The sequence below is a fragment of the Solidesulfovibrio magneticus RS-1 genome, assembly GCF_000010665.1.
Taxonomy (GTDB): domain Bacteria; phylum Desulfobacterota; class Desulfovibrionia; order Desulfovibrionales; family Desulfovibrionaceae; genus Solidesulfovibrio; species Solidesulfovibrio magneticus.
The window spans coordinates 2,445,099-2,465,097 of record NC_012796.1; the positions used below are offsets into that span (position 1 = coordinate 2,445,099).

A 19,999-nucleotide genomic window follows, 5' to 3' on the forward strand; every position below is an offset into this window, starting at 1 on the left:
ACGACAAGGAAGCGCCATGCGCATTATCGGCGGCCGCCTGGGCGGCCGCGTCATCAAAGTCATTGACTCCCCGGGGCTGCGGCCGGCCACGGGCCGGGTGCGGGAAGCGCTGTTTTCCATGCTTGCGGCCCGGGGCGCGCTTTTTCACGGGGCGAGGGTGCTTGACTGTTATGCCGGAGCCGGCAGCGTGGGCATCGAAGCTCTGTCGCGCGGCGCGGGCAAGGCCGTTTTCATCGAACGCAGCCCGGCCGTGGCCAAGGTGCTCAAGGAGAACCTGCGCGGCCTGGGCCTGGGGCCGGACGTGGCCCAGGTCGTCGAGGCCGACGTGGTCAAGGCCCTGGGCCGGCTATCCGGCGGCTACTTCGATCTCATCGCCATCGACCCGCCCTATGGCCAGGATCTGCTGCCGCCGACCCTGGCCAAAATCGCCGCCCTGGACCTCATTGCCCCAGGCGGCATTGTCGTGGCCGAGATCGAGGCCGGACTCGACCTGCCCGAGACCGCCGTGCCGCCCGTGTTTGACTGCCTGACCGACCGGACCTACGGACAAACGAGGATCATCCTATGGACTCCCAGAAATCCTGCATCGCCGTCTACCCCGGAACCTTCGATCCCCTGACCAACGGCCACGTCTCTTTGGTGCGCCGGGCGGCCATGATTTTCGGCACGGTCATCGTGGCCGTGGCCGGCGATTCCCACAAGACGCCGCTTTTCACCCTGGACGAACGGGTGGCCATTGCCGAGCAGGTCTTCGCCAACGACCGCCGGGTGCTGGTGGAGGGCTTCAAGGGACTGCTCGTCAACTACGTCAAGTCGCGGGAAGCCAACGTCATCCTGCGCGGCATGCGGGCGGTGTCCGATTTCGAGTTCGAGTTCCAGATGGCGCTCATGAACCGCAAGCTCGACCGCACCATCGAGACGGTCTTCATCATGACCGACTACAAGTGGCTCTACATCAGCTCCACCATCGTCAAGGAAGTGGCCAAGCACGGCGGCGACATACGGGGCATGGTGCCCGAGCACGTACGCGAGCGGATGCTTGAGCGCTTCGGCCCGGCAAACGGGAGCGGGGAGGGCGCGTGAGCGCGAGGACAAGGGTGGTTTGTCTGGCCGGAGCCACGGGCACGGGCAAGACCGCCGCGGCCATCGGCCTGGCCCGGGCTTTTGGCGGCGAAGTCATCAACGTGGACTCGCGCCAGGTTTACCAAAGCCTGCCGGTGCTGACCGCCCAGCCAAACGACGGGGAGCGCGCCGCCTGTCCGCACCACCTCTACGGCGACACGCCGCTGGATCAGCCCGTGGCGGCCGGCGATTTCGCCGTGCGGGCCAGGGCTTGCGCCGCCGACATCGCCGGGCGCGGCCGGCTGCCGCTGTTCGTCGGCGGCACTGGCCTGTATTTCCGGGCCATCCTCGGCGGGCTGGCCCCCATCCCGCCCGTGCCGGCCGAGGTGCGCGCCGCCGTCGCCGCTGACTGGGACCGCCTGGGGCCGGCCGCCATGCACGCCCGCCTGGCCGAGCGCGATCCTGACTACGCGGCCAAGATCGCCCCGGCCGACCGCCAGCGCGTCACCCGCGCCCTGGAGGTTGAGGCCGCGACCGGCCGCGTCTTTTCCGACTGGCACCGCCAAGGCGATCCCGCCGCCCCGGATTATGACGTCATCAGCCTCGGTCTGGCTCTGCCCCTGGAGGAGCTGGCCCACCGACTGGCCCGGCGCATCGAAGCCATGGCCGCCGGCGGCGCCGTCGAGGAAGTGCGCGCCGCCCTGGACCGCTATCCTCCGGATGTCCCGGGCTTAAGCGGCATCGGCGGGCCGGAGCTGACGGCCTATCTTTCCGGCCGTTGCGGCCTGGGCCAGGCCAAGTCCGCCTGGCTGACCAACACCCGCGCCTATGCCAAGCGGCAAAGAACCTGGTTTCGCAAGGAGCCGGACATCGTCTGGTTTGGCCCGGGCGACGAGGCCGGGCTGCTGGATTTGGTCGGGAAGCGTTTGGAGGGCGGGGCATGATGGACCGGCGGCGCGTCCTGTCGTTTTTGGCCGTGGCCGGCGGACTGGCTTGGCTACGGCCTTCCGCCCTGTTCGCGGCTTCGGCCGACGAGTTGGCCGGGGAAGGGCAGGCGGAACTCACCGGCGGCAACGTGGCCAAGGCCCTGGTGCTGCTCCATGAAGCCGAGTCCAAGGACCCGCGCAACGACCGGGTTCAGGCGCTTTTGGGCCGGGCGTATTTCCAGCAAGGCGACGCCCGGACAGCACTGACCCATTTCACTCGGGCCGTGCGGCTCAATCCCGAGGACACGCTGTCGCGCCTGCTGGCCGACACCATCAGCCAGTTTCCCATGCCCGCCGCCAAAGTCGGGTCTGGGCGCGAACCGTCGCCTTCTCGTTCCCGCCCCTCCAGACTGGCCCAGGACGCCAAGGCCGAACGCGAAGCCCTGGCCAAGGGCGCAGGGAAATCAACCCGACAAGGGCCGTGGCGCGTGCTGCTCGACGCCGGCCACGGCGGCCTGGACGCCGGCGCGGCGGTCGGTGGACTGCGTGAGGCTGACGTGACCCTCGATCTGGCCTTGCGTTTGGCCCGGGCGCTGGCCCCGGCCAGAAACGAGGTGATCATTCACCTCACCCGCACCGCCGACGTGTCCCTGCCCGGCTGGGCCAGGGCCGGGCTGGCCGGTTTCTACGGCGCGGACCTGCTCGTTTCGCTCCATGCCGCCCGAGTGAGCGATCCGGCGGCCATGGGCATCGCGGCCTATGGCTATGGCCGCGAACCGTCCGATGCCCAGGCCGCCCTTGTCGCCCGAGTCGAGAACGCCGCCTACGGACCAGGCGCATCCTGGAAATCCCGGGGCGGGGAAGGGCTTTTCCTGGCTGCTGCCAATAATGCCGTGGGACAGGACCGGTTCGCGCGCGGCCTGGAACTGGCCCGCGCCTTCATGCGTGCCATGCCCGCCGCCGCGCCGCTGCCAACGCGCGTCGCCGGATCAGCCCCCCTCAAACTGCTCGAAGAAGCCGACGCGCCGGCACTCCTCTTGGAGACAGGCTTTCTGTCCAACGCCGACGACGCCGCCGCCCTGGGCAGCCCCGACAAGCGCCAAGCCCTGGCCCAGGCCCTGGCCGACGCCTTTCTGGCGGCGCTGCGGGGAGTGAAGATGCCTCCGGCGGCCGGGAGGGGGTAACCCCCTCCCGGACCCTCCCTGCCTGGGGGCGCGTCTTCCCCTTGAGGCGGAGCCTCAAGGGGAAGACGCGCCCCCAAACAAGAAGGACAGGCGGGAAAACGGCGCAGACCGCAAACCAATTGGGGGGGCCGGGGGCCTCTTAAAATGATGCACGCAAAAAAGCCCCGGGGAGACGGCTCCTCGGGGCTTTGACGGCGGATGGGATGTTGCTCTAGGCTTTGTGGTCCGTGGAGTCGTCCTTGGGCTTGCCCGGGGTCACGTCGATCTCGTCAGGCTCGTTGGTGGCCTTTTTGAAGTTCTTGATGGCCTTGCCCATGCCGGCGCCGATCTCGGGAAGCTTGTTGGCTCCGAAAATAATGAGCACGATGACCAGGATGATGATAAGCTCCGGAAATCCGATTCCAAACATGCTGCGCCTCCGCTGGTGGATTGGCCGTGGCTATACACGCGGCCTTGGGGCAGGTCAAGGAAGGCACGGTTTTATGGACATATCGTCATGACGGCGCAAGTGCGTCGCTTGCCCGGCCAGGGTTGCCCCCATTGCCGGGCAGAGCGCTGTCTCTACGAGGAGCATCTCAACCCAGGCCTGCACGAGAACCATCGTTGCGCCGTGCTTAACCGGCTGTGCCGTGCCTTTGACGACTTCGTGCTGCGCGCCGACGTCATGGGGCTGCCCGACGAGCAGGCCCAGGCCCTTTGGGAGAGCCGTTTTCCGGCCACCCTGGCCAAAGAAGGGAATTGTCAGGATTACCTGCCCGGTGATACGACTTCCTTCCCGGATTGCGCCCATGCCGTGGGCGATTTGTGCTTGCTCGCCTTTCCCCTGTGCCCGGGGCGTTGTCCACGCTACCTGGAAGGTTGGGCGCGGGGTGTCGCGCCAAAGGATGGTTTCCATGACTGACGCTTCCGGCAACGCCTTGACGTTGCTGCACTTTCCTTGTTTGACTCCGGCCGTGTCCAGTGACGGCGTGCCGGGCGTACGTTTTCTTGATCCCGGCCTGGGCGAGCCTGGCGACCCGGAGTTGCTGCGTCCCGCCGACCTGCCGCTTTCCCAGGAAGAACTGGCGGGATTTTTGCGCGAATTCGAGCGCCTGCGCCGCGAGACGAAAAATCCCAAGGATCTGGCGTTGCTGGCCGGAGCGGGCGGAGGGCATTTCTTCAGCGAAACCTCCTTTGCCGTGCGCGAGGCTTTAGAAGACCAGCTCAATCCGGGCCGGGTGGCCCTGCGCCGGGCCAAGCAGGCTCAGCTGGCCTTGTGTCTGGCCGCCATGATCGAGCACAGCGTGCTGGAGCTGGCCGAGGCCGGTTCCCTGGATGAGGACTTCCGCAAAGATCTGGCCGAGAGCCTTGGCATTGAAGACGGCGACGACGATGACGACACGGCCATGGTGCTGGCGGCGGCCTTTTCCAGCGACGGCGGCCTGCCGACCCCGGCGACCCTGGCCGACGAATTTCGTCCGCCCTGGCGACAGTTGCTGTCGCCGTTTTGGGCCATAGCCCCAGTGGAAACCGGGCTTTTTATCGATGATCCTGAAATCGCCGCGACACTCCAGGACGCTGATCTCGGCTTTGACGACGTCGCCCCCGAAGCGTTTCCGGCCTTGTTCCCCGGCGGCTCTCCCGATGCGCCGCTGATCGCGGCCCGCCCGTCCGGTTACCGGTTGGCCGGCCGGACCCGGCCCGACCCTGAGGCCCCGTGGCTCGACATGACGCGGCTGGTTGTGGCCGTCAAACCTTAAGACGGAGAAGAAGGCCGCCCGATGTACGTTTGCAACCCCGCTTCCCCGCCCGAATTCCTGGCCCGGATTTCCGGCGTCATCTTCGACTGCGACGGCGTGCTGGTGGATTCCCGGGACGCCAACCGCATGTATTACAACCTCATCCGCGAGGGCATCGGCATGTTGCCCATCACCCCCGAGGAAGAGGACTATGTCCACATGCACGCCGTGGGCGAGTGTCTGGACCGCATCATCCCGGCCGAGCGTCGGGAAGAAGCCGAGGAAGTCCGGCGCAATCTCGATTACCGGGACATCTTTCCGTATATTTTCCTGGAGGATGGCCTGGTCGAGCTGCTCGAAACCTTGGAAGGCCTTGGTGTGCGCATGGCTGTGCACACCAACCGGACGAGCACGGTGGAGCTGCTCTTAGCTCATTTTGAGATCGATCGTTTTTTTTCGCCGGTCATTGCCGCCGGAGCGCTCAAGCGGCCCAAGCCCGACCCCGAGGGCGTCCACCGCATCCTGGCTGACTGGCAGTGCCCCAAGGACGCTGTGGCCTACATCGGCGACTCGGCCCTGGACGAGCGTTCGGCCGCCGCCGCCGGCATCGCTTTTTGGTCCTACAAAAACCCCGGCTTGGCTGCGGCCATGCACCTGCCGGACTTTGACAGCCTGCGTGTTTGTCTTTCCGGTTTGGCGGCGAAATAACCGCCTGGGGGCAAACATCGTGCCCGTGCCCGGCAGGCCCGAGCCTGCCTCGCCAGCGAAGCCGGCGTGCGGCCTTGGCAAGGAACCGGATTTGTCTTGATTAATGGCCGGCGCTGTGCCATTTTTCAGGTAAAGCGCGTCTGCTTTTGATACGCGCTGGAAAGGAATTCGCATGGATATCATTGGCTATTTCTTTGTCGCCCTGGCCAGGGTGCTCGATATTGTCTTTAGCCTCTATTTCTGGATCATCCTGATTGCCGCGCTACTCTCCTGGGTGCGCCCCGATCCGTACAATCCCGTGGTCCGTTTCCTGCGCGCCGTCACCGATCCGGTATTCTACCGCGTCCGGCGCTGGCTGCCGTTTCTCACCATCGGCGGCATCGACCTGTCGCCCATCGTGGTGATCCTGGGGCTGCAGTTCCTTCAATGGTTCCTTGTGCCCACCCTCATGCGCCTTGGCGGCGTGGGGATGGGGCGCATGTAGGAACGGCGCATGGCGACGGCTGGTCCGGCGTGCGCCGCAAACCGCCTCGGGACGGCTAACGCCGCCGCCGGGCTGGAAGCGTAGCCGTGACCCTGGATAAGATCGACCTGCTCGACCGCACCTTTTCCCACAGTCTCGTCGGCTACCGCCGCGACGAAGTGGACCGCCTCGTGGCCGAGGCGGCGGATTCCATCGGCCGTTTGGCCGAGGAAAAGATGGCGCTTACCCGGGCCAACGACGGCCTTGCCCGGGAAATCGCCGAGTATCGCGCCCGCGAGGCGACGCTTCGCGACACGTTGCTCACCACTCAGCGCATCGTGGAGGAGCTCAAGGGCAAGGCCCGCGAAGAAGCCCGGCGCATCGTCGAGGCTGCGCAAAACGAAGCTTCCGCCATAGTGGCCGAGGCGCGTGGCCGGGCCGACGCCCTGGCCGACGAGATCGAGACCCTGGAGGCCCGCAAGGCGGACATAGCCGGCCGGTTTCGCAATATGCTGACGGCGGCTTTGGCCTTGCTGGACACCGAGGCGGCCGAGGAGGCAATCCGGGACGCGTCGGCTCTGACAGGTCGGATGGCCGCAAGCGATCAGGAGGCGGCCGGGGACGAACCCCAGGGCCTGCCGGTCGGACTGGCCCGGTTGGCCGAAGGGTCTCTGGATGCTGCCGAAAACGGCGTGTTTCTTGGTGGCGAGGCGGCCGACGCGGCCGTTTCCTTGTCGCCGCCGGGGCAGGGGGGCTAGGCATGGCCCGCCAAGCCTCCGCCCAGTGTGTTTCCCCGGCCACCGGACCTGCGTCCGGCGACGCCGATCGGCCGGTTTTCGTCGCGCCGGCCGGCGACGGGGCCTGGACGTTGCGGGTGGCCGTGACCCCCGGAGGGGCCAAGGACGCCCTGGCCGGGTTGGCTGAAGACCGCCTTCGGGTACGGCTGCGAGCCAAGGCCGTAGAAGGGCAGGCCAACGCCGCCCTGACCGATTTCGTGGCGCGCTGCCTGGGGGTCAAACCCCGGCAAGTGCGCATTATTTCCGGCGAGAAATCCCGGAAAAAGACCTTACGTATCGAGACAGAGTCCGAGCCCGACTGGCCCAGGGCGGCCGGGACGGGATGCGACTAGAACCGTCAACAAGGAGTCTGTGCCATGGATCAACGCGATCTGGATCTCGTCGCCAAGTACGGTGAAGCGGACCCGGAACTCAAGAGCCTCTATGAAGAGCATGTCGCGTTTGAAAAGATTCTGGAGAAGATGGAGTCCAAGCCGTATCTGACTCCGGCGGAAGAGACGGAACTCAAGGAGATCAAGAAGAAGAAGCTCTCCGGCAAGACTCGCATCGAAGCGCTTTTGGCCAAGTACCGTAAGGCGGAGGTCCAATAGCATGGAACTTACCGGGGCCCAGATCCTCCTGGAATCCCTGCGCCGTGAAGGCGTGGAAGTCGTGTTCGGCTTTCCGGGCGGTGCGGTCATCGACATTTACGACCAGTTGCCGCACTACCCCCTGCGCCACGTGCTGGTGCGCCACGAACAGGGCGCCATCCACGCGGCCGACGGTTATGCCCGGGCCACGGGCAAGGTAGGCGTATGTCTGGTAACCTCGGGCCCCGGAGCCACCAATACCGTGACCGGCATCGCAACGGCCTACATGGATTCGGTGCCGGTCGTCATCATCACCGGACAGGTGCCGACGCCGCTCATCGGCAACGACGCCTTCCAGGAAGTCGACATCGTCGGCATCACGCGCTCCTGCACCAAGCATAATTATCTGGTCAAGGACGTGCGCGAACTGGCCCGGGTCATCAAGGAGGCCTTCTACCTGGCCTCCACCGGCCGGCCGGGACCGGTGCTCATTGATCTGCCCAAGGACGTGCAGACCCAGCTTACGGAATACAAGTATCCCAAGACCATCAAAATGCGCAGCTACAACCCCACCTACGCCCCCAACCCCAAGCAGGTGGCCAAGGTGGCGGAAGTGTTGCGCAAGGCCAAAAAGCCCATCATCTACGCCGGCGGCGGGGTCATTGCCTCCGAGGCCAGCGACGATCTGGCCTGGCTGGCCCGTGCCCTGGACATTCCGGTCACGGCCACGCTCATGGCCCTGGGCTGCTTTCCGGCCGACGACCCGCGCTGGCTGGGGATGCTCGGCATGCATGGCACCTATGCCGCCAACATGGCCATCAGCCACGCCGACCTGATCCTGGCCATAGGCAGCCGCTTCGACGACCGGGTCACCGGCAAGATCAGCGAGTTCGCCAAAAACGCCAAGATCGTGCATATCGACATCGACCCCACCTCCATCCAGAAAAATGTGGCCGTGCACATTCCGGTGGTGGCCGACTGCAAAAGCTTTTTAACCGCCCTGCGCGACATCCTGGAGCCGGCCCTGGCGGCCGAACCGGCCGCGCCCCATGAGGCCTGGACGACCAAGGTCACGGACTGGAAAGCCGAAAAGCCGCTGAGCTACGCCCAGGATGAAACGACCATCAAGCCGCAGTTCGTGGTGGAGACCATCTCCAAGCTGACCAAGGGCGAGGCCGTCATTACCACGGAAGTGGGGCAAAACCAGATGTGGGCGGCCCAGTTCTACGCCTTCACCCGGCCCCGGTCGTTTATCAGCTCCGGCGGTCTTGGCACCATGGGCTTCGGGTTCCCGGCGGCCATCGGGGCCCAGATGGCCTTTCCGGACAGGCTCGTCATCGACGTGGCCGGCGACGGCTCCATCCAGATGTGCATCCAGGAGCTGGCCACGGCCGTGTGCTACGGCCTGCCGGTCAAGATCGTCATTTTAAACAACGGCTATCTCGGCATGGTCCGGCAGTGGCAGGAACTTTTCTACAAGAAAAACTACTGCGCCACCTGCCTGGACGTGGCCCCGGACTTCGTCAAGCTGGCCGAGGCCTACGGCGCGGCCGGATTCAGGGTCACCGACCCGGCCAAGGTCGAGTCCACCCTGGCCGAGGCCTTTGCCCTGCCGCGTCCGGTCATCGTGGACGTGGTGGTGGACCGCGAGGAGAACGTGGCCCCCATGGTGCCGGCCGGCAAGTCCATAACCGAGATGATCCTCGTCTAGGAGAGCACCCCCATGCGCCACATTTTATCAATCCTCGTCGAGAACGAACCCGGGGTGCTTGCCAGGGTGGCCGGCCTGTTCAGCGGCCGGGGCTACAACATCGAAACCTTAAACGTCGCCCCCACCCTGACCGAGGGGCTGTCCATGATGACCATCACCACCACCGGTGATGAGGCCATCATCGAACAGATCGTCAAGCAGCTGCGCAAGCTCGTCACCACCCTCAAGGTCGTTGACCTCACCGAGGTCAAGTCCGTGCAGCGTGAAATGATGCTGCTGCGGGTGGACGCCGAAGGCCAAAAGCGCGTCGAGGTGCTGCGCATCGTGGACATCTTCCGCTGCAAGGTGGTGGACGTGAGCCCGGACGAGCTGGTGCTCGAAGTCACCGGCAACCAGGAGAAGCTCACAGCGCTTATAAACCTCCTGCAACGCATCGGCATCAAGGAAGTCGCCCGCACCGGGGCCGTGGCCATGAAGCGCGGGATGCAGGAGTAGGGCGCTGATGCGCCCCGTCCGTATTGGAAATCGAGCGTGCCCCAAGCGGCACGAGAAAGGAGCAAGGATGAAAATCTATTACGACCAGGACGCCGATCTTTCCCTCTTGGCTGACAAGACCGTGGCCATCATCGGCTACGGCAGCCAGGGCCATGCCCATGCCCAGAACCTGCGGGATTCCGGCGTCAAGGTAGTCATTGGCCAGCGCCCCGGCGGCCCCAACTGGGAGCTTGCCAAGGAAAACGGCTTCACCCCCATGAGCGCCGCCGAAGCCGCTGCCGCCGCCGACCTGATCATGATCCTGGTGCCGGACCAGCACCAGAAAGCCGTCTACGAGAAAGACGTCCTGCCGCACCTCAAGCCCGGCAAGATGCTGCTTTTCGCCCACGGCTTCAATATCCACTTCCAGCAGATCGTGCCCCCGGCCGACGTGGACGTGGCCATGGTCGCGCCCAAGGGTCCGGGCCATCTGGTGCGCCGGGTCTACACCGAAGGAGCCGGCGTTCCCTGCCTCATCGCCATCCACCAAAACGCCACCGGCAAGGCCATGGAGACCGCCCTGGCCTACGCCAAGGGCGTGGGCGGCACACGCGGCGGCGTGTTGACCACCACGTTTAAGGAAGAGACCGAGACCGACCTGTTCGGCGAGCAGGCCGTCCTGTGCGGCGGCGCGGCCGAGCTGGTCAAGGCCGGATTCGAGACCCTGTGCGAGGCCGGCTACCAGCCCGAGATCGCCTACTTCGAGTGCCTGCATGAGCTCAAGCTCATCGTGGACCTCATGTATGAAGGCGGCTTGTCGCGTATGCGTTACTCCATCAGCGACACTGCCGAATACGGCGACTATGTCAGCGGCCCCCGGGTCGTCACCGACGAGACCCGGGCTGAGATGCGCCAGATCCTCAAGGAAATCCAGGACGGCACCTTCGCCCGCGACTTCATCATGGAGAACATGTCCGGACGGGCCCACTTCCTGTCCATGCGCCGCATCAACGCCGAGCACCCCATCGAGAAGGTCGGGGCCAAGCTGCGCGGCATGATGAGCTGGCTCAAGAAGTAGCTTCACGAGCGGCCGGTCCCGCCGGGGCCGGCCGCTTTTTCAAGGAGACGCCATGCCCAATTCCCGTGGGAATTCCCGACCGGGCCGTTGCGGCCTGCGACTATGGGGCGTCCTGACCCTGCTTGCTCTGTTTTGGGCCGCCCCTGCCTGTCCGTCCCTGGCCGCCACGACCGCCGATTCCCAGGACAATCCCCTCGAACTTGCCGCTGACCCGATCCCCGGCCAGATGGAACAGGCCGAGAACGGCAATCCCAAGGCCCAGTGCGACGTCGGCATCGCCTACTTGAACGGTCGTCATGTGGCCCAGGATTACCGCCTGGGGCTCCACTGGCTGACCAAATCCTCGGACGCCGGCTTTGCCTACGCCCGCTTCGTCCTGGCCGACGTCTACAACCGGGGCTACGCCGGCGTGCCGGTCAATGAGGAATTGGCCTATTATTACGCCTCCCTGGCCGCCGCTTCCTCGACCCTGCCGGACCGGGTCCGCGACCGGGCCGTCAAATTGCGCGACACCGCGGCCAAGCGCTTAAGCGCCGCCCAGATCACCGGGATGCAGGCCAAAGCCGCCCTGGCCCCTCTGGACGCGGCTGTTGGCAATTGACGTCTGCTGCCAGCGCGGACTCTCCGGCCAACACGAGCAGCATCGTGCATGACCTCCATACTCCCAGGTCCTTTGTTACGGCTGCATGTTCAGCAGGCCTGATTCTTTGGCCTGGCTCACCCGCCGGCCGGTGCGGCCATGCGGCTCATCGTCAATCCCGGTCCCGGTTCTTCATCGTCGTCGCGGCGGTCCTGGCAATGCTGTTTCTGACCGCGCCCCAGGCCTTTTGTGCCGCCAAGGCCGACACCAAGGCGTTCAACGCCTACTACGCCAGCCAGAGCGCCCGTATCTACGACCATCTGCTCAAGGTCACGGACTACTACGCCTCCCTGGCCAAGGACGGCAACGATGACCGCATAAAGGACGTTCTGGCCCTTCGCGCCTCGCTTTCGGCTTGCTGGGAGCTCATTTTAAACGCCGGCGACATGGTCTACGTCTATGATATGCTCGATCCCGGCTGTTCCTCGGCAGTCCATCAGCTAGGCGGCATGATCAAGACAGGGCTGGTGACCGTTGGCGGCAAGCTCGACAAGGAACTGCAGTGGATGCGGCTGGTGGAAAAAAATGTTTCCGACCTGCCCATTGCCGTGCAACTGGGCCAAGCCTTCCGCGACATTGAAGCCATGGCCGCCTATTTCCGCACCGCCGCTCCGACTTTCGAGCCGGCGGCAGCCGGCGAAACCCGGCAGTCGGTAAAGAAATAGGACGCCGCCATGGCCGGATCGTTCGAATGGGTGGGGTATCTCGCCGGTTTGTGCACCACGCTGGCTTTCGCGCCTCAGGTGGTCAAGACCCTGCGACGTCGTTCAGCTGCCGACATTTCGACCGGCATGTACGTGCTCATGTGCACCGGGACCGTGCTGTGGTTGTTGCATGGCATCGACATCGGTTCCTGGCCCGTCATTGCGGCCAATGCGGTAACACTTGGGTTGGTGGTCGCCATGCTCGTCATGGCGCTGCGATACAAATAACGCCGCGATGATCGCGGTTCGGAGGACGCCATGCGCCGCCTGACGCTTCTTTTTTGCCTCGTGCTGGCCGCCGTGTCGTTTGGCTGCGCCCACACCTATCAAGTCGAAACCATGGACCATAAGACGTTCTACGCTTCGCCGCCATTGGTCATGGACGCTGAACGCGGCGTTTACTACATGTGGATCAACGGCAAACGCCAGGTCATTCCCATGGACCAAGTCTACCGCATCGACTCCAGCGCCCAAATCTGTTATCAAAATGGCTTGACCGACACCTTCACCTGTTACGACAACCTCTATTACTTCTAGCGGAACAGCGGATGGCTGGCGACGATCTGCCCGCACTGGCGCTGCGCCTGCTGGAGCGCCAGCCGCCTCCCGGGCCGATGATCGCCCCGGAACTGTTGGTTCCGGGTACGTTGCCTGACCTTGTCGATGCCCTGGGCCGGCCGGAAACGCCGGCCCATCCGGCGCTTTTGGCAAGTCTCGTCCTCAAATACGCCCATGCCTACGTCCATCCCGAACGATTGGGTGAGGACGTCTCCCTGGCCGACCTGACCGAGCTGGCCGGCCGTTTCGTGCGTCGGCGGGGCGGATCGGCCCTTCTTGCCGGACAACATGCGCTACGCCGGTTCCTTTTGCATCACGGCTTTGCCTTGCAGATGCTTCTTGACCTGCCCAAGACCGTGCACTTGCTGACCGCGCTTTTGGCCGCCAACCCCGACGTATCCGGTCGTTTTCTCGGTCTCGACTGCGGCGCAGGCACGGGCATTTTGCTGCTTGGCACGTATCTGCTGGCCCGTCGGCATGGCGTAGCCGCGCCGACGCTGATGGGTGTCGAGGTACAGCCCCAGGTGGCGGCCCGGGCCGACGCGTTGCTTTCGAGCCTTGGCGTCGGGCGGGTGCGTCAGGCCGACGCCACCCGGCCCGAGACCTATGCCGCCCTGCCGGAAGGTCCCGTGGCCTGCCTGGCCAACGAGACCCTGCCCTCGGCCGGCCGCCGGCTGTACAAGGAACCCTTTCCGGCCATAAGCGCAGCGCTTTTCGCGGCGCTTGGGCCGCGCTTATCGCGCACGGTTTTTTTGCCGGAAGCGGTCTGGGCCTCGGACCGACCCGGCCGGGAGTGGCTGCGGCTGGCCCCGGAAAACGCCTTTGCCGGCGACGCGGGCGGCCATGCCAAACCTTTGCGTCTGGCGTTTATGCGCGATGTGGAGCTGGCTGGTCAGCGTGTACCGGTGGAGCGTGTCGGGGAAGGGCTGGCCTGGCTCGTGGCCGAACCGTGGCGCGAAGCGCTTTGCCGGCGCTGGTAGCTGTGGGAACACGGCCGGCCGCTCGCCGGAAGATTCCGGGAAGACCTTGCCGGCGGGCTGGAGCGTTGCGGACGTCCGCGCCGTCGACAGCTTGTCTATGTCGCCGACAAACGGACGCGCGCTCTTGGAGGGAAGGGCCGCCGCGAGTGGTTGAAGCGGCAGGGGCTAGAGCGTCAGTTCGTAGTACCGCGCCTCTTCGAAGGGATTGTCGCAGTACGGCCCGATCTGCTCAAACCCGAGCTTGCGATAGAGGGCGTTGGCGGCGGTCATGGATTTGAGGGTGTCGAGGCGCATGACCCGGTAACCGCGTTTCCTCGCGCCGGCCAAGGCCGCTTCGGCCAAGCCTCGACCCAGACCGTGGCCGGCGTGGTCGGGTCGAACGTAGAGCCGCTTCATTTCACACACCCCGTCTTCCAGGGGCCGAAGCCCCACGCAGCCGGCTGGCAGTCCATTCACCCAGGCCAGCCACAGGCCGCCGCCAGGCACGCCGTAGCGTCCGGGCAGACCGGCCAGTTCCTCGTCAAAATTCTGGAAGCACAGAGAAAAGCCCAGCCCCTTGGCGTATTCTTCGAACAGGATGCGCACCACGGCCATGTCCGTGGCCGGCGCAATGCCCGAGGCCTGCCGCAACGATTCCAGAGATGGGCGGGGCTGCATCATGGTGTTCTTCCGGCGACATGTTCTGTCATGCGGTAGTCTGGCGCTCCGAGGTCAGCTCACTGTCGTTTTTCGATCCCGCACACGCCGAGACGCTGTTGGCGCGGAAATCTTGGGCAACGAGCCGTCTGTTTCCCCGACTAGGCAAGCTTTTTCTTGGCCGCGCGGCGGGCGCGCAGCCAGTCGTACCAGGCGTCCAGGCCTTCGCCGGTGCGGGCCGAGACCGGGAACAGGCTGATGTCGGCGTTGAGCGTCCGGGCATGGCGGGAGGCGTTTGCCAAGTTGAAGTCCACGTAGGGCAGCAGGTCGATCTTATTAAGCAACGTGGCTGCCGAAATATGGAACATCAGCGGATATTTCTCGGGTTTGTCGTCGCCTTCGGTGACGCTGAGCAAGGTCACCTTGAAATCCTCGCCCACGTCGAACTCGGCCGGGCAGACCAGGTTGCCGACGTTTTCAATGAACAGGATGTCCAGGCCGCCGAGGTCGAGGCTGGCAAGGGCGGCGCGGATCTGGGAGGCGGTCAGGTGGCAGCCGCCTTCGGTGTTGATCTGCACGGCCTGGGCGCCGGTGGCGGCCACGCGGCGGGCGTCGTTGTCGGTTTGCAGATCGCCTTCAATGACAGCCATGCGCAGTTCATTGCGCAGATCAGTCAGCGTGCGTTCCAGAATGGTGGTCTTGCCCGCGCCGGGCGAACTCATGAGATTAAGCACCAGGATGCCCTTTTGGGCGAAGAAGTCTTTGAGTTCGGACGCCTCATTGGCGTTGGCTTCAAGGATATTGCGCACCACAGGAATCTGCATGGCCGGTCTCCGCTATTCGAGTTCGAGGTATTCGATATACAGTTCGCGTCCGGACACCACCGTATGCCCCAGTTCCTGGCCGCAGCCCGGGCAGGGGGCGAAGGCGGCGGTGGGTGGATCGGGGGTGAACTCCCGGCTGCAGTCGCGGCAGCGCAGCAGCACGGGGGTCTCTTCCATGACCAGGGCCGCGCCGGCCAGCCGCGAGTCGGCGGTCATGACTTCAAAGGCCATGGACAGGGCTTCGGGCACCACCGAGGACAGGCGGCCGTGGCGGACCTTGACGGTAATGAGCTTTTCCTTGCCGTGCTTGGCCATCTCATCTTCGATGAGGGCCAGCAGACTTTGGGCGATGGAGAGTTCGTGCATGGCCGGTCCCCATTACGCCAAAAGGGCAACCGCGTAAAGGAATCCCGGGCGGTTGCGCGGCTAATCAACGAAAAAGGGGGCCAGGGCGGCGGCCAGGAACATGGCCGGCAGCAGGTTGAAGACCTTGATCTTCAAAATCCCGAGCATGTTGATGCCGATGCCGACGATAAGCAGGCCCCCCACGGCCGAGAGCTGGGTGAGGCGGGCCGGGGTGAAAAAATCCTGGGCCGCGCCGGCGGTGACGGTCATGGCGGATTCGTAGGCGGCCACGGGCAAAAACGACAGGGCCACGCCGGCGCCGTAGGTGGTGGCCAGGATCATGGCGATGCAGCCGTCGAGGATGGATTTGGTGAACAGCAAGGTATGGTCGCCGCGCAGGGCTTCGTCAAAGGAGCCAAGCACGGCCATGGTGCCGGAGCAGAAGATGACCGAGGCGGTGACCAGGCCGTCGGTGAAAAGGGCGTTGTCCGAGCGCAGCAGGGTTTTGATCTTGTCGCCGGCCCGGGCGAACTGGCGTTCGATGTCGATGGCTTCGCCTACGACCGCGCCGACCAGCATGGAAACGACCAGCAGGATGGGCGAGGTCATGGCCATGGCCATCTTGACGCCGATGGCGAAGACGGAAAGCCCGAGAGCATGGAACATGATGGTGCGGATGCGGTCGGGGAACCGGCCGTGCAGCGTGAGGCCAAGCAGCGCACCGACGATGATGGCCGCGCCGTTGACGAGGGGACCGATGGGGATCATGGCGGCTCCTTTTACCCGTGGCCGGGGGAAAAGGGGCTATCAGGTCGGGCGGCGGGGCACAAGGGGAAGGGCGGCCGTCAACCAACGTAAACAGGCCCCAGGGTTGCCCCTGAGGCCTGTCAAATTTGGTACCGGGAGCGAGACTCGAACTCGCAAGACCTTGCGGCCGGTGGATTTTGAGTCCACTGCGTCTACCAATTCCGCCATCCCGGCATGAACTGACATTTCTACGCGGACTCGGCGTCGGCGTCAAGAGGCTGCGCCGGAGCAAATACACGGTTTTTTGCGGTCTGCCCGTCGCTGGCGCTATTCGCCCTCGGGGTAGAGGGCCTCCATCTCGGCCCGGTAGGCGGCGAAACGGCCTTCCCGGATGGCTTGCCTGGCCCGCTCCATCATGATGGAGAAAAAGGTCAGGTTGTGGAGGGTGTTGAGCCGGTAGGACAGCAACTCCTTGGCGATGTAGAGATGGCGCAGATAGGCCCGGGAAAAGGTGCGGCAGGCGTAGCAGGGGCAGGTGGGGTCCAGGGGCGAGTCGTCCTCGCGGTATTCGGCCCGCTTGATGTTGACCTTGCCCTGAAAGGTGAAAAGGGTGCCGTTTCGGGCGTTTCGGGTCGGCAACACGCAGTCGAACATGTCGATGCCGGCGGCCATGCCGGCCAGCAGATCGCGTGGCGCGCCAACGCCCATCAGGTATCGCGGCCGGTCGGCCGGGAGCAGGGGGGCGGCGTCGCCCAGGATGTCGTACATCTCGGCCCGGCTCTCGCCCACGGACAGTCCGCCCAGGGCGTAGCCGTCAAAACCGACCTCAATGATCTGCTCGGCGCTTTGGGCGCGCAGGTCCTTGAAAAAGCCGCCCTGGACGATGCCGAACATGAGCTGGCCCCGGTCGCCGGCGGGATGGGCCTTCCGGCAGCGCCTAGCCCAGCGGGTGGTGAGGCCCAGGGACTTTTCGGTGTAGGCCCGGTCCGCGCCGTAGGGCACGCACTCGTCGAGGACCATCATGATGTCCGAGCCGAGGTTTCGCTGGATGGAGACGACTTTTTCCGGCGAAAACAGATGCTTGGAGCCATCGATATGGGAGGCGAAGGTGACGCCTTCCTCGGTGATGCGGCGCAGTCCCGACAGGCTGAAGACTTGAAATCCGCCGGAATCGGTGAGAATGGGGCCGTCCCAACCCATGAAGCGGTGTAGACCGCCGAGCTTGGCCACCAGTTCGTCGCCGGGGCGTAGGTAGAGATGATAGGTGTTGCCCAGGATGATCCGGGCTTTTATATCCTGCAGATCGGTGGGGCACAGGCTTTTGACCGTGCCCTGGGTGCCCACGGGCATGAAAACGGGGGTTTCGATCTCGCCGTGGGCCGTGGTCAGCCGGGCGGTGCGGGCGCTGCCGTCGCCGGGGCCGAGGGTGAATGTTCCTGGTGCGTTCATGGGCCATGCTATAGGGAAAAACCGGGCCTGATTCAAGGCCAATACTTTAAGTCTTGCTTTAACTTTTAGAAAGGAGAGGCCATGTCCGCGAACGAAAGCCTTGAAATGCTGGGCCGGCGGCTGGCCGTGGCCCGGGGAGAGGCCCCGGCCGATCTGGTCATCAAGAACGCCCGGCTGGTCAACGTGTTGTCCGGCGAAATCCACGAAGCCGATGTGACCGTGGCCGAAGGCGTGTTCGTCGGCTTTGCCGGCGGCGAAGCCAGGCAGGTCATCGACGCCGACGGCGCGTACCTGTGTCCGGGATTCATCGATGGCCACATCCACATCGAATCGACCTTGCTGTCGCCGCCGGTCTTTGCCCGGGCCGTGGCTCCCCACGGCACCTGCGCCGTCATTTCCGACCCCCACGAGATCGCCAATGTGCTGGGGCTGCCCGGCATCGAATACATGCTGGCCTGCAGCCAGGATCTGCCCGTGACCTGCTATTTCATGGCCCCATCCTGCGTGCCGGCCACGAACATGGCCACTTCCGGAGCGCGTCTGGGAGCCATGGACGTGGCCGCCTTACTGGCCCGCCATCCGGAGCGCATCCTGGGGCTAGCCGAGGTCATGAACTTTCCCGGCGTGGTGGCCGGCGACGAAACCATGCTGCGAAAACTCCTGGCCGCCAAGGGGCGCGTCATCGACGGCCACGCCCCGGGCCTGACCGGCCGGGCGCTCGACGCCTACGCCACGGCCGGCCCGCAGTCCGACCACGAATGCACGGAATTTGATGAAGCCCGGGAAAAGCTGCGCCGAGGGCTGACCATCATGATCCGCCAGGGCAGCACTGAAAAAAACCTCGATACGCTGATTGATCTCGTCACCGCCGACAACTGGAGCCAGTTTTCCCTGGTCAGCGACGACCGCGACCCCACCGACCTCAGCCGAGAAGGGCACATGAACGCGCTCGTGCGCCAGGCCGTGGCCCGAGGCGTGCCGCCGGTGCGGGCCGTGGCCATGGCCAGCCTCAACACCGCCCGGTACTTCGGCCTGCGCCGCCGGGGCGCGGTGGCTCCGGGCTACCGGGCCGACGCCGTGCTGGTGGAGGATTTGACGTCTTTTGCCATCCGCGAGGTGGTGCTCGACGGCAAGCGTCTGGCCGACTGGGAGTTCGCCGACCGGTCGTGTCTGACCCCGCCCCGGGCCATGCGCGTGGGCGGTGAGGTGTCCGAGGCCCGGCTGTCCGTGCCGGCGGCATCACCGCGGATGCGAGTGATCGGCGTCATCCCGGGCCAGATCGTCACCGATCCCCTGGAAATGGCCCCAACGGTGCGCGATGGCCTAGCCGTGGCCGATGCCGGGCGCGATTTGGCCAAACTGGCCGTCATCGAGCGCCACAAAGCCACCGGCAACCTGGCCCTGGGCTTCGTCAAGGGGCTGGGACTCAAGAACGGGGCCATCGCCGGCACGGTAGCCCATGACGCCCACAATCTCATCGTGGCCGGAACCAACGACGCGGACATGGTGCTGGCCGCGCGAACGCTCATGATTTCCGGCGGCGGCTTTGCCGTGGCCAGCGGCGGCCAGGTGCTGGCCCAGCTGCGACTGCCCGTGGCCGGACTCATGAGCGACGCGCCCCTGGAGGTCATCCTGGACGGGCTGTCCAAGCTCGACGCCGCCTTCCGGCAGGTGGCGGATCTCCCGGCCGAGGTCGAGGCGCATCCGTTCATGACCATGTCCTTTTTGTCGCTGGAGGTGATCCCGAGCCTCAAGCTCACGGACAAGGGGCTGGTGGATGTCACGGCGTTTGCGCCTGTGCCGTTGTTTATTGTGTAGATTTGGTTGCGGCCAGACTTGGGAAACCCAGTATGAAGCCGCTGCGCGCCTGAAGCATCTTGTTCCGGGAATATCCCGGGGGAAGCTTCGGGCTCGCGTGATTCTCGTGTTTGACTAGGGGTGCGGCTTGTTTGGTTCTGTGCTTAATGACGTTTACGTTTTCTAGTCATATCGTAATACAAAATGTCCCTGGACACACAGGAGTGTTCAATGGGCGGGCGTGGCGCATTCGGTCGCATCAGGACAGGACCGTATAAGCCGGTCTGGCGCATGGGCCGGGTTTTGACGGTTGCGAGGCAGCGGCTTGGGGTTCGCCATTGTCTCATAATGTAAATTATGTTAACTTTTCTAAGGAGAAAAAGAACTGCCCCCCTTTTAGCGACGATCTTAGCTGGGCTCAATTTTCAAGCCAGTGCAACCGGCAATCGCTTGAATCCGGACAGCCCCGACCGGGGATCAGGCCACGCGTTCCGAGCGCGGTTTGCCAAGTCGATAGCCTCCCCCCACGGTCGGAAGTTTTCCATCAGCCCTGGCAAATTTCAAGATATCCTCGCGGCTGCGTTGTGCAAACACAGACGCCGTTTCCGTCCGCAATGGCATTGAGCAGC

The 19,999-nt window shown here is 64.8% G+C and carries 26 protein-coding genes and 1 tRNA gene; 20 read left to right on the forward strand and 7 right to left on the reverse strand.

What is annotated here, in order from left to right; genetic code table 11:
• Nucleotides 1–16 precede the first annotated feature (16 nt).
• The 4 genes from rsmD to DMR_RS10325 are packed head-to-tail and all read left to right on the forward strand — an operon-like array spanning nucleotide 17 to nucleotide 3,172.
• Complete coding sequence (gene rsmD / locus DMR_RS10310) at nucleotides 17–619, forward strand: 16S rRNA (guanine(966)-N(2))-methyltransferase RsmD (protein ID WP_015860846.1); 603 nt, start codon at nucleotides 17–19, stop codon at nucleotides 617–619.
• Entirely contained in the window at nucleotides 565–1,083 is a 519-nt protein-coding gene (gene coaD / locus DMR_RS10315; RefSeq protein WP_015860847.1) for a pantetheine-phosphate adenylyltransferase, read from the forward strand. The genes rsmD and coaD overlap by 55 nt, the downstream gene beginning before the upstream one ends.
• Nucleotides 1,080–2,006 carry a tRNA (adenosine(37)-N6)-dimethylallyltransferase MiaA gene (miaA, locus tag DMR_RS10320; protein WP_015860848.1) on the forward strand — a complete coding sequence of 309 codons (927 nt, stop codon included), beginning with the start codon at nucleotides 1,080–1,082 and terminating at the stop codon, nucleotides 2,004–2,006. The genes coaD and miaA overlap by 4 nt, the downstream gene beginning before the upstream one ends.
• Complete coding sequence (locus tag DMR_RS10325) at nucleotides 2,003–3,172, forward strand: N-acetylmuramoyl-L-alanine amidase (RefSeq protein WP_015860849.1); 1,170 nt, start codon at nucleotides 2,003–2,005, stop codon at nucleotides 3,170–3,172. Before miaA ends, DMR_RS10325 begins: the two co-directional genes overlap by 4 nt.
• 211 nt (nucleotides 3,173–3,383) lie before the next feature.
• On the opposite strand, the gene DMR_RS10330 is transcribed toward DMR_RS10325, so the two are convergent.
• The gene (locus DMR_RS10330) at nucleotides 3,384–3,581 is read right to left on the reverse strand and encodes a twin-arginine translocase TatA/TatE family subunit (RefSeq protein WP_015860850.1); all 198 of its coding nucleotides are present in this window, start codon (nucleotides 3,579–3,581) and stop codon (nucleotides 3,384–3,386) included.
• Nucleotides 3,582–3,668: 87 nt separating this feature from the next.
• Between DMR_RS10330 and DMR_RS23335 the strand changes: the two genes are divergently transcribed.
• The 15 genes from DMR_RS23335 to DMR_RS10405 all read left to right on the forward strand — a co-directional run bounded on the left by DMR_RS23335 (nucleotide 3,669) and on the right by DMR_RS10405 (nucleotide 13,572).
• Nucleotides 3,669–4,073 carry a hypothetical protein gene (locus DMR_RS23335; protein WP_081429603.1) on the forward strand — a complete coding sequence of 135 codons (405 nt, stop codon included), beginning with the start codon at nucleotides 3,669–3,671 and terminating at the stop codon, nucleotides 4,071–4,073.
• Complete coding sequence (locus DMR_RS10340; RefSeq protein WP_043600471.1) at nucleotides 4,066–4,911, forward strand: hypothetical protein; 846 nt, start codon at nucleotides 4,066–4,068, stop codon at nucleotides 4,909–4,911. Before DMR_RS23335 ends, DMR_RS10340 begins: the two co-directional genes overlap by 8 nt.
• A 21-nt stretch (nucleotides 4,912–4,932) precedes the next feature.
• The gene (locus DMR_RS10345) at nucleotides 4,933–5,598 is read left to right on the forward strand and encodes an HAD family hydrolase (protein WP_015860853.1); all 666 of its coding nucleotides are present in this window, start codon (nucleotides 4,933–4,935) and stop codon (nucleotides 5,596–5,598) included.
• Between the two features lie 172 nt (nucleotides 5,599–5,770).
• The gene (locus tag DMR_RS10350; protein WP_015860854.1) at nucleotides 5,771–6,082 is read left to right on the forward strand and encodes a YggT family protein; all 312 of its coding nucleotides are present in this window, start codon (nucleotides 5,771–5,773) and stop codon (nucleotides 6,080–6,082) included.
• A gap of 86 nt (nucleotides 6,083–6,168) precedes the next feature.
• Entirely contained in the window at nucleotides 6,169–6,819 is a 651-nt protein-coding gene (locus DMR_RS10355) for a DivIVA domain-containing protein (RefSeq protein WP_015860855.1), read from the forward strand.
• A 2-nt stretch (nucleotides 6,820–6,821) separates the two neighbouring features.
• Nucleotides 6,822–7,190, forward strand: a complete 369-nt coding sequence (locus DMR_RS10360) for a DUF167 domain-containing protein (protein WP_015860856.1) — start codon at nucleotides 6,822–6,824, stop codon at nucleotides 7,188–7,190.
• Between the two features lie 24 nt (nucleotides 7,191–7,214).
• Nucleotides 7,215–7,448: a DUF465 domain-containing protein gene (locus tag DMR_RS10365; protein WP_006918316.1), complete on the forward strand. Its 234-nt coding sequence runs from the start codon at nucleotides 7,215–7,217 to the stop codon at nucleotides 7,446–7,448.
• A gap of 1 nt (nucleotide 7,449) precedes the next feature.
• Nucleotides 7,450–9,138, forward strand: coding sequence for a biosynthetic-type acetolactate synthase large subunit (gene ilvB / locus DMR_RS10370; RefSeq protein ID WP_015860857.1), 1,689 nt, complete (start codon nucleotides 7,450–7,452; stop codon nucleotides 9,136–9,138).
• A gap of 12 nt (nucleotides 9,139–9,150) precedes the next feature.
• Complete coding sequence (gene ilvN, locus DMR_RS10375) at nucleotides 9,151–9,633, forward strand: acetolactate synthase small subunit (protein ID WP_015860858.1); 483 nt, start codon at nucleotides 9,151–9,153, stop codon at nucleotides 9,631–9,633.
• Nucleotides 9,634–9,700: 67 nt separating this feature from the next.
• The gene (ilvC, locus tag DMR_RS10380; protein WP_015860859.1) at nucleotides 9,701–10,690 is read left to right on the forward strand and encodes a ketol-acid reductoisomerase; all 990 of its coding nucleotides are present in this window, start codon (nucleotides 9,701–9,703) and stop codon (nucleotides 10,688–10,690) included.
• Nucleotides 10,691–10,742: 52 nt separating this feature from the next.
• Nucleotides 10,743–11,291: a tetratricopeptide repeat protein gene (locus DMR_RS10385; protein WP_015860860.1), complete on the forward strand. Its 549-nt coding sequence runs from the start codon at nucleotides 10,743–10,745 to the stop codon at nucleotides 11,289–11,291.
• A gap of 197 nt (nucleotides 11,292–11,488) precedes the next feature.
• Nucleotides 11,489–11,995: a hypothetical protein gene (locus DMR_RS10390; RefSeq protein WP_015860861.1), complete on the forward strand. Its 507-nt coding sequence runs from the start codon at nucleotides 11,489–11,491 to the stop codon at nucleotides 11,993–11,995.
• Nucleotides 11,996–12,004: 9 nt separating this feature from the next.
• Complete coding sequence (locus DMR_RS10395) at nucleotides 12,005–12,262, forward strand: SemiSWEET family sugar transporter (RefSeq protein WP_015860862.1); 258 nt, start codon at nucleotides 12,005–12,007, stop codon at nucleotides 12,260–12,262.
• A gap of 30 nt (nucleotides 12,263–12,292) precedes the next feature.
• Nucleotides 12,293–12,571, forward strand: a complete 279-nt coding sequence (locus DMR_RS10400; RefSeq protein WP_015860863.1) for a hypothetical protein — start codon at nucleotides 12,293–12,295, stop codon at nucleotides 12,569–12,571.
• 11 nt (nucleotides 12,572–12,582) lie between these two features.
• The gene (locus tag DMR_RS10405; protein WP_015860864.1) at nucleotides 12,583–13,572 is read left to right on the forward strand and encodes a hypothetical protein; all 990 of its coding nucleotides are present in this window, start codon (nucleotides 12,583–12,585) and stop codon (nucleotides 13,570–13,572) included.
• A 165-nt stretch (nucleotides 13,573–13,737) separates the two neighbouring features.
• Here DMR_RS10405 and DMR_RS10410 read toward each other — a convergent pair whose 3' ends face one another.
• The 6 genes from DMR_RS10410 to tgt all read right to left on the reverse strand — a co-directional run bounded on the left by DMR_RS10410 (nucleotide 13,738) and on the right by tgt (nucleotide 17,573).
• On the reverse strand, nucleotides 13,738–14,232 hold the full coding sequence (locus DMR_RS10410; RefSeq protein ID WP_015860865.1) for a GNAT family N-acetyltransferase: 495 nt from the start codon (nucleotides 14,230–14,232) through the stop codon (nucleotides 13,738–13,740).
• Nucleotides 14,233–14,369: 137 nt separating this feature from the next.
• Nucleotides 14,370–15,032: a hydrogenase nickel incorporation protein HypB gene (gene hypB / locus DMR_RS10415; RefSeq protein ID WP_015860866.1), complete on the reverse strand. Its 663-nt coding sequence runs from the start codon at nucleotides 15,030–15,032 to the stop codon at nucleotides 14,370–14,372.
• 12 nt (nucleotides 15,033–15,044) lie between these two features.
• Entirely contained in the window at nucleotides 15,045–15,398 is a 354-nt protein-coding gene (locus tag DMR_RS10420; RefSeq protein WP_015860867.1) for a hydrogenase maturation nickel metallochaperone HypA, read from the reverse strand.
• Between the two features lie 60 nt (nucleotides 15,399–15,458).
• Nucleotides 15,459–16,145: a DUF554 domain-containing protein gene (locus tag DMR_RS10425; RefSeq protein ID WP_015860868.1), complete on the reverse strand. Its 687-nt coding sequence runs from the start codon at nucleotides 16,143–16,145 to the stop codon at nucleotides 15,459–15,461.
• Nucleotides 16,146–16,271: 126 nt separating this feature from the next.
• Nucleotides 16,272–16,358: transfer RNA gene (locus DMR_RS10430), tRNA-Leu, on the reverse strand.
• Nucleotides 16,359–16,451: 93 nt separating this feature from the next.
• Nucleotides 16,452–17,573 (reverse strand): tRNA guanosine(34) transglycosylase Tgt, encoded by a 1,122-nt coding sequence (gene tgt, locus DMR_RS10435; protein ID WP_015860869.1) that lies wholly within the window; start codon nucleotides 17,571–17,573, stop codon nucleotides 16,452–16,454.
• An 81-nt stretch (nucleotides 17,574–17,654) separates the two neighbouring features.
• Between tgt and ade the strand changes: the two genes are divergently transcribed.
• Complete coding sequence (gene ade / locus DMR_RS10440) at nucleotides 17,655–19,391, forward strand: adenine deaminase (protein WP_043600475.1); 1,737 nt, start codon at nucleotides 17,655–17,657, stop codon at nucleotides 19,389–19,391.
• Nucleotides 19,392–19,999: the final 608 nt, after the last annotated feature.

What these genes read in the sequence shown, in the direction of transcription:
- rsmD (WP_015860846.1), top strand. Translation starts at nt 17, where the DNA reads ATGCGCATTATCGGCGGCCGCCTGGGCGGCCGCGTCATCAAAGTCATT.
- coaD (WP_015860847.1), top strand. Translation starts at nt 565, where the DNA reads ATGGACTCCCAGAAATCCTGCATCGCCGTCTACCCCGGAACCTTCGAT.
- DMR_RS10325 (WP_015860849.1), top strand. Translation starts at nt 2,003, where the DNA reads ATGATGGACCGGCGGCGCGTCCTGTCGTTTTTGGCCGTGGCCGGCGGA.
- DMR_RS10330 (WP_015860850.1), bottom strand. Translation starts at nt 3,581, where the DNA reads ATGTTTGGAATCGGATTTCCGGAGCTTATCATCATCCTGGTCATCGTG.
- DMR_RS23335 (WP_081429603.1), top strand. Translation starts at nt 3,669, where the DNA reads ATGACGGCGCAAGTGCGTCGCTTGCCCGGCCAGGGTTGCCCCCATTGC.
- DMR_RS10340 (WP_043600471.1), top strand. Translation starts at nt 4,066, where the DNA reads ATGACTGACGCTTCCGGCAACGCCTTGACGTTGCTGCACTTTCCTTGT.
- DMR_RS10345 (WP_015860853.1), top strand. Translation starts at nt 4,933, where the DNA reads ATGTACGTTTGCAACCCCGCTTCCCCGCCCGAATTCCTGGCCCGGATT.
- DMR_RS10350 (WP_015860854.1), top strand. Translation starts at nt 5,771, where the DNA reads ATGGATATCATTGGCTATTTCTTTGTCGCCCTGGCCAGGGTGCTCGAT.
- DMR_RS10360 (WP_015860856.1), top strand. Translation starts at nt 6,822, where the DNA reads ATGGCCCGCCAAGCCTCCGCCCAGTGTGTTTCCCCGGCCACCGGACCT.
- DMR_RS10365 (WP_006918316.1), top strand. Translation starts at nt 7,215, where the DNA reads ATGGATCAACGCGATCTGGATCTCGTCGCCAAGTACGGTGAAGCGGAC.
- ilvB (WP_015860857.1), top strand. Translation starts at nt 7,450, where the DNA reads ATGGAACTTACCGGGGCCCAGATCCTCCTGGAATCCCTGCGCCGTGAA.
- ilvN (WP_015860858.1), top strand. Translation starts at nt 9,151, where the DNA reads ATGCGCCACATTTTATCAATCCTCGTCGAGAACGAACCCGGGGTGCTT.
- ilvC (WP_015860859.1), top strand. Translation starts at nt 9,701, where the DNA reads ATGAAAATCTATTACGACCAGGACGCCGATCTTTCCCTCTTGGCTGAC.
- DMR_RS10385 (WP_015860860.1), top strand. Translation starts at nt 10,743, where the DNA reads ATGCCCAATTCCCGTGGGAATTCCCGACCGGGCCGTTGCGGCCTGCGA.
- DMR_RS10390 (WP_015860861.1), top strand. Translation starts at nt 11,489, where the DNA reads ATGCTGTTTCTGACCGCGCCCCAGGCCTTTTGTGCCGCCAAGGCCGAC.
- DMR_RS10395 (WP_015860862.1), top strand. Translation starts at nt 12,005, where the DNA reads ATGGCCGGATCGTTCGAATGGGTGGGGTATCTCGCCGGTTTGTGCACC.
- DMR_RS10400 (WP_015860863.1), top strand. Translation starts at nt 12,293, where the DNA reads ATGCGCCGCCTGACGCTTCTTTTTTGCCTCGTGCTGGCCGCCGTGTCG.
- DMR_RS10405 (WP_015860864.1), top strand. Translation starts at nt 12,583, where the DNA reads ATGGCTGGCGACGATCTGCCCGCACTGGCGCTGCGCCTGCTGGAGCGC.
- DMR_RS10410 (WP_015860865.1), bottom strand. Translation starts at nt 14,232, where the DNA reads ATGATGCAGCCCCGCCCATCTCTGGAATCGTTGCGGCAGGCCTCGGGC.
- hypB (WP_015860866.1), bottom strand. Translation starts at nt 15,032, where the DNA reads ATGCAGATTCCTGTGGTGCGCAATATCCTTGAAGCCAACGCCAATGAG.
- DMR_RS10420 (WP_015860867.1), bottom strand. Translation starts at nt 15,398, where the DNA reads ATGCACGAACTCTCCATCGCCCAAAGTCTGCTGGCCCTCATCGAAGAT.
- DMR_RS10425 (WP_015860868.1), bottom strand. Translation starts at nt 16,145, where the DNA reads ATGATCCCCATCGGTCCCCTCGTCAACGGCGCGGCCATCATCGTCGGT.
- tgt (WP_015860869.1), bottom strand. Translation starts at nt 17,573, where the DNA reads ATGAACGCACCAGGAACATTCACCCTCGGCCCCGGCGACGGCAGCGCC.
- ade (WP_043600475.1), top strand. Translation starts at nt 17,655, where the DNA reads ATGTCCGCGAACGAAAGCCTTGAAATGCTGGGCCGGCGGCTGGCCGTG.